The 14,051-nt window shown below is 60.2% G+C and carries 12 protein-coding genes and 1 pseudogene; 7 read left to right on the top strand and 6 right to left on the bottom strand.

Going from position 1 to position 14,051, the window contains the following annotated elements:
* Window positions 1–88 precede the first annotated feature (88 nt).
* Window positions 89–1,003, bottom strand: a complete 915-nt coding sequence (locus ACEN2T_RS29580; protein ID WP_032888752.1) for a LysR family transcriptional regulator — start codon at window positions 1,001–1,003, stop codon at window positions 89–91.
* A 177-nt stretch (window positions 1,004–1,180) separates the two neighbouring features.
* On the opposite strand from ACEN2T_RS29580, the gene ACEN2T_RS29575 reads away from it, so the two are divergent.
* Genes ACEN2T_RS29575 through ACEN2T_RS29565 form a run of 3 tightly spaced genes read left to right on the top strand, consistent with a single transcriptional unit; the run spans window position 1,181 to window position 3,527 of the window.
* On the top strand, window positions 1,181–1,921 hold the full coding sequence (locus ACEN2T_RS29575; protein ID WP_122755742.1) for a 5-oxoprolinase subunit PxpA: 741 nt from the start codon (window positions 1,181–1,183) through the stop codon (window positions 1,919–1,921).
* Window positions 1,918–2,622 carry a 5-oxoprolinase subunit PxpB gene (gene pxpB / locus ACEN2T_RS29570; protein ID WP_095184102.1) on the top strand — a complete coding sequence of 235 codons (705 nt, stop codon included), beginning with the start codon at window positions 1,918–1,920 and terminating at the stop codon, window positions 2,620–2,622. The genes ACEN2T_RS29575 and pxpB overlap by 4 nt, the downstream gene beginning before the upstream one ends.
* Window positions 2,619–3,527, top strand: coding sequence for a biotin-dependent carboxyltransferase family protein (locus ACEN2T_RS29565; protein ID WP_442117966.1), 909 nt, complete (start codon window positions 2,619–2,621; stop codon window positions 3,525–3,527). The genes pxpB and ACEN2T_RS29565 overlap by 4 nt, the downstream gene beginning before the upstream one ends.
* 149 nt (window positions 3,528–3,676) lie before the next feature.
* Here the strand turns inward: ACEN2T_RS29565 and ACEN2T_RS29560 are convergent, their stop codons facing one another.
* The 3 genes from ACEN2T_RS29560 to ACEN2T_RS29550 all read right to left on the bottom strand — a co-directional run bounded on the left by ACEN2T_RS29560 (window position 3,677) and on the right by ACEN2T_RS29550 (window position 6,899).
* Window positions 3,677–4,855, bottom strand: coding sequence for a vWA domain-containing protein (locus ACEN2T_RS29560; protein ID WP_095184104.1), 1,179 nt, complete (start codon window positions 4,853–4,855; stop codon window positions 3,677–3,679).
* Window positions 4,855–5,700, bottom strand: a complete 846-nt coding sequence (locus tag ACEN2T_RS29555; RefSeq protein WP_003210690.1) for an AAA family ATPase — start codon at window positions 5,698–5,700, stop codon at window positions 4,855–4,857. The genes ACEN2T_RS29560 and ACEN2T_RS29555 overlap by 1 nt, the downstream gene beginning before the upstream one ends.
* Window positions 5,701–5,822: 122 nt before the next feature.
* The gene (locus tag ACEN2T_RS29550; RefSeq protein WP_032888766.1) at window positions 5,823–6,899 is read right to left on the bottom strand and encodes a DUF748 domain-containing protein; all 1,077 of its coding nucleotides are present in this window, start codon (window positions 6,897–6,899) and stop codon (window positions 5,823–5,825) included.
* 124 nt (window positions 6,900–7,023) lie between these two features.
* Here ACEN2T_RS29550 and cysK point away from each other — a divergent pair, with 124 nt between their 5' ends.
* Together cysK and ACEN2T_RS29540 are read left to right on the top strand one after the other, a co-directional pair.
* The gene (gene cysK / locus ACEN2T_RS29545) at window positions 7,024–7,998 is read left to right on the top strand and encodes a cysteine synthase A (RefSeq protein ID WP_122764924.1); all 975 of its coding nucleotides are present in this window, start codon (window positions 7,024–7,026) and stop codon (window positions 7,996–7,998) included.
* A 145-nt stretch (window positions 7,999–8,143) separates the two neighbouring features.
* Complete coding sequence (locus ACEN2T_RS29540) at window positions 8,144–9,082, top strand: aspartyl/asparaginyl beta-hydroxylase domain-containing protein (RefSeq protein WP_032888770.1); 939 nt, start codon at window positions 8,144–8,146, stop codon at window positions 9,080–9,082.
* Window positions 9,083–9,239: 157 nt separating this feature from the next.
* On the opposite strand, the gene acnA is transcribed toward ACEN2T_RS29540, so the two are convergent.
* Window positions 9,240–11,981 carry an aconitate hydratase AcnA gene (acnA, locus tag ACEN2T_RS29535; protein WP_442117965.1) on the bottom strand — a complete coding sequence of 914 codons (2,742 nt, stop codon included), beginning with the start codon at window positions 11,979–11,981 and terminating at the stop codon, window positions 9,240–9,242.
* 190 nt (window positions 11,982–12,171) lie between these two features.
* Between acnA and rlmM the strand changes: the two genes are divergently transcribed.
* A complete protein-coding gene (rlmM, locus tag ACEN2T_RS29530; protein WP_032888775.1) occupies window positions 12,172–13,248 on the top strand; it encodes a 23S rRNA (cytidine(2498)-2'-O)-methyltransferase RlmM in 1,077 nt (358 codons plus the stop codon).
* A gap of 13 nt (window positions 13,249–13,261) precedes the next feature.
* A complete protein-coding gene (gene tusA / locus ACEN2T_RS29525) occupies window positions 13,262–13,513 on the top strand; it encodes a sulfurtransferase TusA (protein ID WP_181639666.1) in 252 nt (83 codons plus the stop codon).
* Here the strand turns inward: tusA and ACEN2T_RS29520 are convergent.
* Window positions 13,510–13,935, bottom strand: a pseudogene (locus ACEN2T_RS29520) (MATE family efflux transporter); the annotation flags it as partial. The gene tusA and the pseudogene ACEN2T_RS29520 sit on opposite strands and share 4 nt — an antisense overlap.
* Between the last annotated feature and the right edge of the window lie 116 nt (window positions 13,936–14,051).

The following is a 14,051-nucleotide window of genomic DNA, read 5'->3' as shown; positions in this document are numbered from 1 at the left end:
CCCGATAGCGGTAGGTCAGTCAATACTTCAGGTACTGACCCACCGCTATCGGGAGCAAGCCCCCTCCCACAGTTTTAACCGGGTTTCGTCAGGGGGCCAGCACCATCCGCTCTTCGCCGACTTCCTCGGCATAGCGGGCAACGACCTTCTGGCACAGCCCGACAATCTCCTCCACCAACTCCACCCCCACCCGCCACGACACCACCACCTGCAGGTTAGGCAGTTTCTGCGCCATCGATAACATTACCAATTCCCCGCGCGCCAGTTCCTCGCTGACCAACACCGGTGGCAGTGCGCCAATGCCGAATCCATCGCGCAACAACCGCGTAATCGCCGACACCGAATTCACACAGTTCATCCTTGGCGCGGCCACGCCGTTGGCCTGCATCAGGCTCAGCACATCCTGATGTGGGTGCGAGTTTTTCGAGTAGGTGATGATCCGCTCCTGAGCCAGTTCGGCGAGGGAGGCGTAGTCGCGGTTGTAGATCGATTGGCTGGCGACGATCCAGGCCATGGGATGGCTGCACAGTTCCAGGCTGCGCACGGTTTCCAGGCGCAGCAGGTCGGTTTGCAGGATCAGGTCAAGGAAGCCTTTTTGCAGCTGATCGCTGAGGTTAAGCGCGGTATCAGCGACCAATTCGATTTCGACCAAGGGGAAATGGTCCATCAGTTCCGCCACCAACGGGCTCAGCCAAGTGTGAATCACCGTGTCCATCGCGCCGATCCGAATGCGCCCGACCTTGCTGCTGGTGGTCTCCAGAGACTGCTTCAGGCCCCGCATGGTCACCATCATCTGCTCGGCATAATCGAGCACCTTCAAGCCTTCCGGGGTCAGGCTTACGCCTCGAGAATCACGCAAAAACAGTTTCACCCCCAGCTCGCTTTCCAGCACGGCGATGCGGCTGGAGATCGAGGCCTGGGTGGTGAACAGCTTCTCGGCAGTCAGGCGAAAGCTCTTGAGTTTGGCCACCCAGACGAAGGTTTCGAGGAACTTCAAATTCATGGGATCAACTTTTTCTTATGCATGGATCGGTTTTTATTAGTTGGACGCCGTACCGGGCAAGCGCCAAAAATCGAGCGTATTCCACGATGAGCGTCGTGGGGGTGTCAGGACAGGTTGCACGTTCTGCGTTAAAAATCCCACACTGCAAAAAAATAAGTCCTACAGGAGCGCCAGACCGTGAGCCGTCTTTTACTGAATTGCGATATCGGCGAAAGCTTTGGTAACTGGACCATGGGTCTGGACGCCGAGGTCATGCCGTTCATTGATTGCGCCAACGTGGCCTGCGGCTTTCATGCCGGCGACCCAAGCATCATGCGCAAAACTGTTAGCTTGGCGCTCAAGCATGGCGTGCAAGTGGGGGCGCACCCGGCATACCAGGATTTGCAAGGCTTCGGCCGCCGTTCCATGGCCTATACCCCTCAGGAAATCCAGGATCTGCTGCACTACCAGATCGGCGCCCTCGACGGCATTTGCCGTGCCCAAGGCGGCCGCGTCAGCTACGTCAAACCCCATGGCGCGATGTACAACGACATGATGGCCAACCCGAAGCAACTGCGTGCGGTCATCGAGGCGGTGGCCGCTTATGGTGACTTGCCGCTGATGTTGCTGGCCACTCGCGATAACAGCGCAGCCCAGGCATTGGGCGATGAGTATGGCGTGACCCTGTGGTTTGAAGCATTCGCCGACCGCGCCTACGACAACAACGGCCACTTGGTTTCCCGCCAGTTACCCGGCGCTGTGCACCACGACGCCGACACGATCATCCAGCAAGCCCTGACCATTTCTCGTGGCGAACCGTTGACGGCCAGCGACGGCAGCGCCCTCGTACTAAACGCCAATACCCTGTGCGTGCATGGCGACAACGCCAGTTCAATTGCTGCCGTGCAGCGTATCCGCGAGGCGTTGAAGCCAGCATGAAGCCGCGGATTGAAGTGGTGGCCATCGACTGCCTGATGGTGCGTCTGTTCGATGCGATTGCAGAAGCCAACATGCCGTGGATGCTTGCCGCAGCGCAACGCTTGCGAGAAGGGTTCGGCGCTGCATTGGTGGATCTGGTGCCGTCCTACACCACCTTGATGGTGCATTACGACCTCATCGCGCTGAGCCCTGCCCAGGCCCGAGAGCTGATCGACCACGCCCTCACCGACTTGCAGCCGCAGGCTCAGGGAAGCGGTCAATGCCATGTGCTGCCGGTGTGGTACGACCTGAGCGTCGGCCCGGAGCTGACTTTGCTCAGCCAGCGCAGTGGCCTGGCCGTCGACGACGTGATCCGTCTCCACAGCGCCCACGAATATCAGGTGTTCGCCCTTGGCTTTGCCCCCGGTTTTGCCTTTATGGGGTTGGTGGACGAAGTCCTCGCCAGCCCACGCCTCAGCACTCCGCGCAAACGTGTGGCGGCCGGCAGTGTGGGGATCGCCGAGCGCCAAACGGCTGCTTACCCGGTGGTTTCTCCGGGTGGCTGGAACCTGATCGGTCGCACCCCCGCCAAACTGTTCGACCGCGCGCGAGACGGCTACAGCCTCATGCAACCTGGCGACACGGTGCGCTTCGAAGCGGTCAGTCGTGCCGAATTTATCAACCTGGGTGGCGATGACACGCCGTTGGAGGCGCAGGCATGAGCCGCTTGATCATCGAGGCCAGCACGCCGCTGTGCCTGTTGCAGGACGCCGGTCGTTTTGGCGTACGCCACCTGGGCGTGACCCAGGGCGGCGCGCTGGATTGGGTGTCGATGTCGTGGGCCAATTGGCTGCTGGGCAATGCGCTGGACGCACCGGTGGTGGAAATCACCCTCGGCGGCTTTACCGTGCAGGCCGAGGAGTATTGCCTGCTGGCCTTGGCCGGTGCGGACCTGGGCGCGTATGTCGATGAACGCCCTATCAGTCCGGGACCCAGTTTTATCCTGCAAAAAGGCCAGCGTTTGCGCTTTACCCAGCCGTTCAACGGTGCGCGGGCGTACCTGGCGGCACCCGGCGGGTTTGATGCGCCGGATGTGCTGGGCAGTTGTGCGACGGTGGTGCGTGAAGCACTGGGCGGGCCGGACGGATTCGGCAAAGCGTTGGCCGTGGGTGGGCGGTTGGCCTATTCCGGGACGGGCGGCGCGATGAAAGTGCTGAGTGCACAGGCGTTGCCCGCCAAGGCGCCGCTGGATGTGATCGTCGGTGCACAAATCGGCCAGTTCAGCGGCCAGAGCCTGTTCGATGCCTTCAATACCGATTGGGCCCTGGACAGTCGCGCCGACCGCATGGGCATGCGCTTGCTCGGTACGCCGTTGCAGTACCAAGGGCCGTCGCTGATTTCCGAAGGTATCCCGTTGGGTGGCATCCAGGTGCCGCCGGATGGGCAGCCGATTGTGTTGCTCAATGATCGGCAGACCATTGGCGGTTATCCGCGTCTGGGGGCGTTGACGCCTTTGTCGCTGGCGCGACTGGCGCAGTGTTTACCGGGAGAGAAGGTGAGGTTGGTGCCGGTGGTCCAGGAAACGGCGCATCGGCAGCATGTCGAATATTTGCGCCGATTTACATAACACCGCAATTTAAAATGTGGGAGGGGGCTTGCTCCCGATAGCCGTGTGTCAGTCAACACATCAGTGACTGAACCACCGCCATCGGGAGCAAGTCGAATCGTCGCACCGCCCCTCCCACATTAGATCTCCTGCATTATTTGGCTCGGCGTTTATTTGGAGAGGAAGCGCATCCCTTCTTCCAGCCCGCGCAATGTCAGCGGATACATCTGATCCTCCACCAACTCCCGCACAATCCCCGTTGACGCGGTGTAACCCCACGTATCCTTGGGATACGGGTTTATCCAGATCAGCTTTTTGTACTTGGCCATGAAGCGCTGCATCCACACATACCCTGGCTCCTCGTTCCAGTGCTCGACGCTGCCGCCAGCCTGGGTGATTTCATACGGCGCCATCGACGCATCGCCGATAAAGATCACTTTGTAGTCGGCGCCGTACTTGTGCAGCAGGTCTTGAGTGGAAGTGCGCTCCGAGGTGCGGCGCTGGTTGTTCTTCCACACCGACTCGTACACGAAGTTGTGGAAGTAGAAATATTCCAAGTGCTTGAACTCGGTCTTGCAGGCCGAGAACAGCTCTTCGCAGATCTTCACGTGGGCGTCCATCGAGCCGCCGATGTCGAACAGCAGCAACAGCTTGATGGTGTTGCGCCGTTCCGGGCGCATCTGAATATTCAGCAGCCCTGCATCGCGGGCGGTGTGATCGATGGTGCCGTCGATGTCCAGCTCTTCGGCCGCACCCTGGCGCGCGAACTTGCGCAGGCGGCGCAGGGCGATCTTGATATTGCGCGTGCCCAGCTCAACCTGGTCGTCGAGGTTCTTGTACTCGCGCTGGTCCCAGACTTTCACCGCCTTGCCCTGGCGCTTGCCGGCGTCGCCGACGCGAATGCCTTCGGGGTTGTAGCCGCCGGAGCCGAACGGGCTGGTGCCGCCGGTGCCGATCCATTTGTTGCCGCCGGCATGGCGTTCTTTCTGTTCTTCCAGGCGCTTTTTGAATTCCTCGATCAGCTTGTCGAGGCCACCAAGGGATTGGATCTGCGCGCGTTCTTCATCGCTCAGCGAACGCTCGAATTCCTTGCGCAGCCAGTCTTCGGGGATCAGCGCCTGCAAATGGTCGTCGAGCTTTTCCAGGCCGTTGAAATAGGCACCAAACGCGCGGTCGAACTTGTCGAAATGCCGCTCGTCCTTGACCAGGATCGCCCGGGCCAAGTAGTAGAACTCGTCCATGTCGGCGAAGGTCACGCGCTGCTTGAGCGCGTTGATCAGGTCGAGCAGCTCGCGCACGGACACCGGCACCTTGGCGGCGCGCATCTCGTTGAACAGGTTGAGCAACATTAGCGATTACCGCGACGGCTCATGAACGCCAGACGCTCCAGCAGTTGCACGTCTTGCTCATTCTTGACCAAGGCACCGGCCAGCGGCGGGATGGCTTTGGTCGGATCGCGCTCGCGCAGCACCGCTTCGCCGATGTTGTCGGCCATCAGCAGCTTGAGCCAGTCCACCAGTTCGGAGGTGGATGGCTTTTTCTTCAGGCCCGGTACTTTGCGCACGTCGAAGAACACGTCCAACGCTTCGCTGACCAGGTCCTTCTTGATGTCGGGGTAGTGCACATCCACGATCTTTTGCAGGGTGGTGCGGTCGGGGAAGGCGATGTAATGGAAGAAGCAGCGGCGCAGGAACGCGTCCGGCAGCTCTTTTTCGTTGTTGGAGGTAATGATGATGATCGGGCGTTTCTTGGCCTTGATGGTCTCGTCGATTTCGTAGACGTAGAACTCCATTTTGTCGAGTTCTTGCAGCAGGTCGTTGGGGAACTCGATGTCGGCCTTGTCGATTTCATCGATCAGCAGGATCACCCGTTCTTCGGATTCGAACGCTTCCCACAACTTGCCTTTTTTCAGGTAGTTGCGCACGTCGTGCACCTTGTCCACGCCCAACTGCGAGTCACGCAGGCGGCTGACCGCGTCGTACTCGTATAAGCCCTGATGGGCCTTGGTGGTGGATTTGATGTGCCAGGTGATCAGCTTGGCGCCGAAGGATTCGGCCAGTTGCTCGGCGAGCATGGTCTTGCCGGTGCCCGGTTCGCCCTTGACCAGCAACGGCCGCTCCAGGGTGATGGCGGCGTTGACGGCCAGTTTCAGGTCATCGGTAGCCACATAGGCCTGGGTGCCTTCGAACTTCATCGGTGTTTCCTCGCATTCATCAATGCCGGAACTATACCGCGCAGCCCCGGCGACTGTGAACGCAGACGGGTTATTCAGTCTCTGAATGACCAATGTGGGAGGGGGCTTGCCCCTCCCATATTTTAATCTGCGCTGGGTTTGGGCTGTTCATAGCGCGCATTGAACGCCTGGATAAAACCATTGCGCAAAATCGCTAAAAACGCAGAGAACGCGCTGGCATCCTTCTGATGCACGCTGCCACTGAGTTCGACGCGGGTGGCAAATTGGTTTTTCTGTTGGTTCTTGAGCACGGTTTCGCTCGCACCTACCACGGCCTCCCAGATCGAACGGAAGATGTTCTTGTCCTTGTTCTCCACGTCTTGCTGCCAGTCAAACACCTGCACATCCCTTAGCAGCGGTTTGATATAGCCAGTCAGTTGGCCTTTTTCGGCCTGGGCTTCGATGACTACATCGCCGGTGCCGGCCTTGAAGTCGAACTTACCGTAGGCCGAGGCAAAGTCATTCATGCGCTTGAGTTGCAGGTCTTTGGCGCGGAAACGAAATTCGAAGTTCTCAAAATTGCTCAGCGGGTCGAAGGTGGCGCTGGCTTCCAGCGGGGCCTGGCCTTGCAGCAGGGCTTTGCCGTCGAAGCGGGCGTCGCGCTTGCCTTTGACGTCAACGACGTTGGTCAGGTTATAGAAGCTGGCGTTGACGTTGGTCGCGTCGATCTTCACCACGGGTTTGGAACTGAAGTTATGGAAGGCAATCTTGCCCTCTTCGATACGCACTTCATCAAGGGTGATCGGCGCCAGCTTGCTCAACTGCTCGCGCCAGTCGGTGCCTTTACCGGTCTGGGACGCCTGCTTGTTAGCGCCGCCGTCGACGAAATTCACTTCAGGCTCGATAAAACGCATTTTGGCGACCACTGCATGGTCGTACCACAGCGAATGCCAGCTCACCGCCAGGTCGATCAGCGGCGCCTTGACGAACGGTACCGGCACTTTGCCGTCGACCTTGACGATCTCAAGGCCATTAATCCGGTAGGCGCCGCGCCACAGCGCCAGGTCCACGTCGGTAATTCGGCCTCGGTAATCGCCCATGTCGGCGAGCTTGTCATTCAGATAATTACGCACTAAGTAGGGCAGGGCGATGCTTAAGGCAACCATGACCACCAGCAATCCGGCGACGGTCCATAGTGGCCAGCTGTAGCGACGTTTCATCGGGCAGTTCTCCTTGCAGGTAAAACATGGACTGCCGCGAGCCGAGCAACGTTCCTCTGACTGGACGCTTTGCAGTACGAGGCATACCCTTATTGCCTTCTTGAAATTGCCTATAGGACCCGTCATGAGCCGCATTTTTGCAGACAACGCGCACTCCATCGGTAACACGCCCCTGGTGCAGATCAACCGGATCGCCCCCCGTGGCGTGACCATCCTGGCCAAGATCGAAGGGCGTAATCCGGGTTACTCGGTGAAGTGCCGCATTGGCGCGAACATGATCTGGGACGCAGAAAGCACCGGCAAACTCAAACCGGGCATGACCATTGTCGAACCCACATCTGGCAACACCGGCATCGGCCTGGCGTTTGTCGCCGCCGCCCGTGGTTACAAGCTGCTGCTGACCATGCCGGCGTCGATGAGCATCGAGCGCCGCAAGGTGCTCAAGGCGCTGGGCGCCGAGTTGGTCCTGACCGAGCCGGCCAAAGGCATGAAAGGCGCTATCGAAAAGGCCGGCGAAATCGTCGCCAACGATCCAGCCAACTACTTCATGCCGGGCCAGTTTGAAAACCCGGCGAACCCCGAGATCCACGAGAAAACCACCGGTCCGGAAATCTGGAACGACACCGACGGTGCGGTCGATGTGCTGGTAGCGGGCGTGGGCACCGGCGGCACCATTACCGGTGTGTCGCGCTATATCAAGAACATTGCGGGCAAGCCGATTCTGTCGGTGGCGGTGGAGCCGATTGTGTCGCCGGTGATCACCCAGGCGCTCGCCGGTGAAGAAATCAAGCCCAGCCCGCATAAGATCCAGGGCATCGGCGCTGGCTTTGTGCCGAAAAACCTCGATCTTTCGATGGTTGACCGCGTCGAGTTGGTGACCGACGACGAATCCAAGGCCATGGCACGGCGCCTGATGCAGGAAGAGGGAATTCTGTGCGGTATTTCCTGTGGCGCAGCAATGGCCGTGGCCGTGCGCCTGGCCGAGAAGCCGGAAATGCAGGGCAAGACCATCGTGGTGATCCTGCCGGACTCTGGCGAGCGCTACCTGTCGAGCATGCTATTCAGCGATTTGTTTACCGAGCAGGAAAACCAGGCCTGATGAGCGTTTGGGGTTGATGTGTGTCAGCCCCGTTACCCTGGGCCTTCTGCATACTGGCCCAACTGTTTATCATGGCTGGCTGCTACGTCTGGTTTCCCCGTGACGGGAAGTTGTTGGCCAGACGCTTATTTCCAGGAGTTGCTGCATGACCTTTTCTTTGGCCGCCAAACTGTCGGTGTTGCTGCTGTTTATCGGTAGCACGCTGTATGTACACCTGCGCGGCAAGGCCCGTTTACCGATGTTGCGCCAGTTCGTTAACCATTCGGCGCTGTTCGCCCCCTATAACGCCTTGATGTACCTGTTCTCGGCCGTGCCGTCCAAACCTTACCTGGACCGCAGCAAGTTTCCGGAACTGGACGTGCTCAAGGACAACTGGGAAGTGATCCGCGAAGAGGCCATGCACCTGTTCGACGAGGGTTACATTCGCGCCGCCGAAAAGAACAACGACGCCGGTTTCGGTTCGTTCTTCAAAAAGGGTTGGAAGCGTTTTTACCTCAAGTGGTACGACAAACCCCTGCCATCGGCCGAGGCGCTGTGCCCGAAAACCGTGGCCTTGGTGAGCAGCATTCCTAACGTCAAAGGGGCGATGTTTGCGTTGTTGCCGGGCGGCAGCCACCTCAACCCGCACCGTGACCCGTTTGCCGGTTCCCTGCGTTATCACTTGGGCTTGTCCACGCCGAACTCCGACGACTGCCGCATCTTCGTCGACGGCCAGGTGTATGCCTGGCGTGACGGTGAGGACGTGATGTTCGACGAAACCTACGTGCACTGGGTGAAGAACGAAACCGAGAAGACACGCGTGATCCTGTTCTGCGACATTGAGCGCCCGCTGAGTAATCGCGTGATGACCCGCGTCAACCGTTGGGTCAGCAAGCAACTGGGCCGCGCCACCGCGCCGCAGAACCTGGATGACGAGCGCGTCGGCGGCATCAACCAGGCGTATGCCTGGAGCAAGACCTTCAGTGACAAGTTCAGTGGTGTGGTCAAACAGTGGAAGCGCAAGCATCCAAAGGCTTACCGCATTGCGCGGCCGGTGCTGGCAGTGGTCGTTCTGGTGCTGTTGTGGAAGTGGCTGTTCGGCTGATCTGAAGCGTTAAACGCGGTCAAAGTGTGGGAGGGGGCCTGCTCCCGATGGCGGTATGTCAGTCAAAACATCTATGACTGATCCACCGCTATCGGGAGCAAGTCGAATCGTCGCACCGCCCCTCCCACATTAGTTCTCCATAGCTTTTGAGATCGCCTTACGACGCAATCAACTGCCGCAGCACATAGTGCAAAATCCCCCCCGACTTGAAGTATTCCACTTCATTCAAGGTGTCGATCCGGCACAGCACCTCGACCTTCTCGCGGCTGCCATCCTCGCGGGTAATCACCAGCGTCAGGTTCATCCGCGGCACGATCTCCACCTCGCTCAGCCCGAGAATATCGATCTTCTCCTTGCCCGTGAGCTTCAGCGCCTTGCGGTTCTGATCCAGCTTGAACTGCAATGGCAACACACCCATGCCCACCAGATTGGAACGGTGGATCCGCTCGAAGCTTTCGGCGATCACCGCCTTGACCCCCAGCAGGTTGGTGCCTTTGGCCGCCCAGTCACGGCTGGATCCGGTGCCGTACTCTTGACCTGCAATGACCACCAGCGGCGTGCCCGATGCCTGGTATTTCATTGACGCATCGTAAATCGGCATCTTCTCGCCGGTGGGGATGTACAGCGTGTTGCCGCCTTCTTCGCCACCGAGCATTTCATTGCGGATGCGGATATTGGCAAACGTGCCGCGCATCATCACTTCATGGTTACCGCGGCGTGAGCCGTAGGAGTTGAAGTCCCGCGGTTCGACGCCTTGCTCGCGCAGGTAGCGGCCAGCGGGGCTGTCGACCTTGATATTGCCGGCGGGGGAGATGTGGTCGGTGGTGACTGAGTCGCCCAGCATCGCCAGCACGTTGGCGCCCATGACGTCTTTGATCACCGGCAACGGGCCGTCGATGTTCTCGAAGAAGGGTGGATGCTGGATATAGGTGGAATCCTTCTGCCACACGTACGTCGCGGCCTGGGGCACATCAATGGCCTGCCACTGCTCGTCGCCGGCAAACACCTCGGCGTATTCCTTATGGAACATGCTGGTGCTGACCTGCGCCACGGCGTCGGCAATTTCTTTGCTGCTTGGCCAGATGTCCTTGAGGTAGACCGGGTTTCCGTTCTGATCGTTACCCAACGGCTCGCTGCTGATATCGATGCGCACGGTGCCAGCCAGCGCATAGGCGACCACCAGCGGCGGCGATGCCAGCCAGTTGGTTTTCACCAATGGGTGCACGCGGCCTTCGAAGTTACGGTTGCCGGACAGTACCGAGGCCACGGCGAGGTCGGCCTTCTGGATGGCTTTTTCAATAGGCTCGGGCAATGGCCCGGAGTTGCCGATGCAGGTGGTGCAGCCATAGCCCACCAGATCAAAGCCGAGGGTGTCCAAGTATTGAGTGAGGCCTGCCGCCTTGTAGTAGTCGGTGACCACCTTGGAGCCGGGAGCCAGTGAGGTCTTCACCCACGGTTTGCGCGTGAGGCCTTTTTCCACGGCTTTTTTCGCCACCAGCCCGGCGGCCATCATTACGCTGGGGTTGGACGTGTTGGTGCAGGAGGTGATGGCGGCGATCACCACCGCGCCGTTTTTCAGCCGATAGGTCGTGCCTTCGTACTCGTAGTCTGCTTCGCCCACCAGGTCGGCGTTGCCCACGGCCACACCACCGCCGCCTTCACTTTCCAGGCGGCCTTCTTCCTTGTTGGTGGGTTTGAATTGCAGGTCGAGGAAGTCGCTGAAGGCCTGGCCGACATTCGGCAGGGCCACACGGTCCTGTGGACGTTTTGGCCCAGCCAGGCTGGCTTCGACGCTGCCCATGTCCAGGGCCAGGCTGTCGGTGAACACCGGTTCCTGACCGGCATTGCGCCATAAGCCTTGGGCCTTGGTGTAAGCCTCGACCAGTTTCACGGTTTGCGCCGGACGACCGGACAGGCGCAGATAATCCAGGGTGACGTCATCCACCGGGAAAAATCCGCAGGTGGCGCCATATTCCGGGGCCATGTTTGCGATGGTGGCGCGGTCGGCCAGGGGCAGATCGGCCAGGCCGTCGCCGTAGAACTCGACAAATTTACCCACCACGCCTTTTTTGCGCAGCATCTGGGTCACGGTCAGCACCAGGTCGGTGGCGGTGATGCCTTCCTTGAGTTTACCGGTGAGCTTGAAGCCGATTACTTCCGGGATCAGCATCGACACCGGCTGGCCGAGCATCGCCGCTTCCGCTTCGATGCCGCCCACGCCCCAGCCCAGTACGCCGAGGCCATTGATCATGGTGGTGTGGGAGTCCGTGCCGACCAATGTGTCGGGGAAGGCGTAGGTGCGGCCGTCCTCGTCCTTGGTCCAGACGGTGCGGCCAAGGTATTCCAGGTTGACCTGATGGCAGATGCCGGTCCCCGGCGGCACCACGCTGAAGTTGTCGAAGGCGCTCTGGCCCCAGCGCAGGAAGGCGTAGCGTTCGCCATTGCGCTGCATCTCGATATCGACGTTTTCTTCGAAGGCGTCGGCATTGCCGAACTTGTCGACCATTACCGAGTGGTCGATCACCAGGTCCACCGGGGAGAGCGGATTGATGCGCTGCGGGTCGCCCCCGGCCTTGGCCACGGCGGCGCGCATGGCGGCCAGGTCGACTACGGCGGGTACACCGGTGAAGTCCTGCATCAGCACGCGGGCGGGGCGGTACTGGATCTCACGGTCGGACTGGCGCTCTTTGAGCCAGGCGGCAATGGCCTTGAGGTCGGCGCCGGTGACGGTCTTGTTGTCTTCCCAGCGCAGCAGGTTTTCCAGCAGCACCTTGAGCGACATCGGCAGCTTATCCAGGTCGCCCAGGCTCTTGGCGGCTTCGGGCAGGCTGAAATAGTGGTAGGTCTTGTCGTCGATTTCTAAAGTTTTAAGGGTTCTCAGGCTATCAAGGGATGACATTACATGACTCCTTATGGTCCGCACGGCTACGGACCTGACGGGACGAACAGAGCTTTAAAACTAGCGCTGTTTTCATTAGCAGGCTAATAACTGGACTCTATGGGCAAGTCCAAGGTTCCGAACTCGGCTATCATGCGCGCGTTTTCATGACAGGCATTGCGATCGAGCAAGCCAGTTGCCAGGAGATTCAATGAACACCCTTTTTATGCACTGCCGCCCGGGTTTTGAAGGCGAAGTCTGTTCCGAGATCGCGGAACACGCCGCGCGTCTGAACGTTTCCGGCTACGCCAAAGCCAAGACCGGCAGCGCCTGCGCCGAATTTGTCTGCACCGAAGAAGACGGCGCCCAGCGCTTGATGCACGGCCAACGCTTTGCCGAGCTGATCTTCCCGAGGCAGTGGGCGCGCGGGGTGTTTATCGACCTGCCGGAAACCGATCGCATCAGCGTGATCCTCGCTCACCTGCGTGAATTCCCGGTGTGCGGCAGCCTCTGGCTGGAGATGGTCGACACCAACGATGGCAAGGAACTGTCGAACTTCTGCAAGAAATTCGAAGTGCACCTGCGCAAAGCCCTGCTCAACGCCGGCAAACTGGTGGACGACCCGAGCAAGCCGCGCTTGCTGCTGACGTTCAAGAGTGGCCGCGAAGTGTTCATGGGGCTGGCCGAGTCGAACAACTCGGCGATGTGGCCGATGGGTATTCCACGCCTGAAATTCCCGCGTGACGCGCCAAGCCGCTCAACCCTCAAGCTGGAAGAGGCCTGGCACCACTTTATCCCCCGCGACCAGTGGGACGAGCGCCTGCACGGCGACATGACCGGCGTCGACCTCGGTGCCGCGCCGGGCGGTTGGACTTGGCAACTGGTCAACCGCGGCATGTTGGTGACGGCCATCGACAACGGCCCCATGGCCGAAAGCCTGATGGACACCGGCCTGGTGCAGCACCTGATGGCCGACGGTTTCACCTTCGTGCCCAAGCAACCGGTTGATTGGATGGTGTGCGACATTGTGGAGAAACCCGCACGCAACGCCGCGCTGCTGGAAACCTGGATTGGCGAAGGATATTGCCGCGAGGCGGTGGTGAACCTGAAGTTGCCGATGAAGCAGCGTTATGCCGAAGTGAAGCGTCTGCTGGAGCGCATCGAAGAGGGTTTCAAGGCGCGCGGCATCCGCGTGGAGATCGGTTGCAAGCAGCTTTACCACGACCGTGAGGAAGTGACGTGCCACCTGCGTCGGCTGGTGGATGCGAAGAAAACCAAGGCCCGTTAACGAGGAGTAATCAATGAGCGATATTAACGAAAGCCCCGTAGACGGCGTTCTCGATGCAACAGGCCTCAACTGCCCGGAACCGGTGATGATGCTGCACCAGCACATCCGCGACCTGCCGGCAGGCGGCTTGCTCAAAGTGATCGCGACCGACCCGTCAACCCGTCGCGATATTCCCAAGTTCTGCGTGTTCCTTGACCACGAATTGGTGGATCAGCAGGAACAGGCCGGCACCTATCTGTACTGGATTCGCAAAAAGGCCGACTAAGCGCGCGCCTTATCCGCCCGGATACGCCGGCGTGCACTGCGCGCCAGGCGTACCAGCAACATCCCCGCCGCACAGCTGAGGCCCACGATCAGCCCTTGCCACAAACCGCTTGGGCCGCTGGGCGCGCCGAGCCAGTCAGTCAGCCCCAGTGCGTAGCCCACCGGCAATCCCACGCCCCAGTAGGCGAACAACGTCAGCACCATGGTCACCCGGGTGTCCTGATAGCCTCGCAATGCGCCAGCGGCAGTGACCTGGATAGAGTCCGAGAACTGAAACAGCGCCGAGAATACGATCAGCGTCGACGCTAGGTGGATCACCACCGGGTCCGGGGTGTAGATCGTCGCGATCTGCTCGCGAAACAACAGCATCAGGCTGCACGACAGGCAGGCATATGCCAGCGCGGTGCCCATGCCGACCCCGGCGGGGGGGGGGGGGGGGGGGGGGGGGGGAGGGGGGAGGGAGGGGGGGGGGGGGGGGGGGGGGGGGGGGGGGGGGGGGGGGGGGGGGGGGGGGGGGGGGGGTGGGGGGGGGGGGGGGG

Source organism: Pseudomonas sp. W22_MBD1_FP4 (assembly GCF_052113765.1).
Classification (GTDB): domain Bacteria; phylum Pseudomonadota; class Gammaproteobacteria; order Pseudomonadales; family Pseudomonadaceae; genus Aquipseudomonas; species Aquipseudomonas sivasensis.
This window is presented reverse-complemented; position numbering and strand designations above follow the sequence as displayed.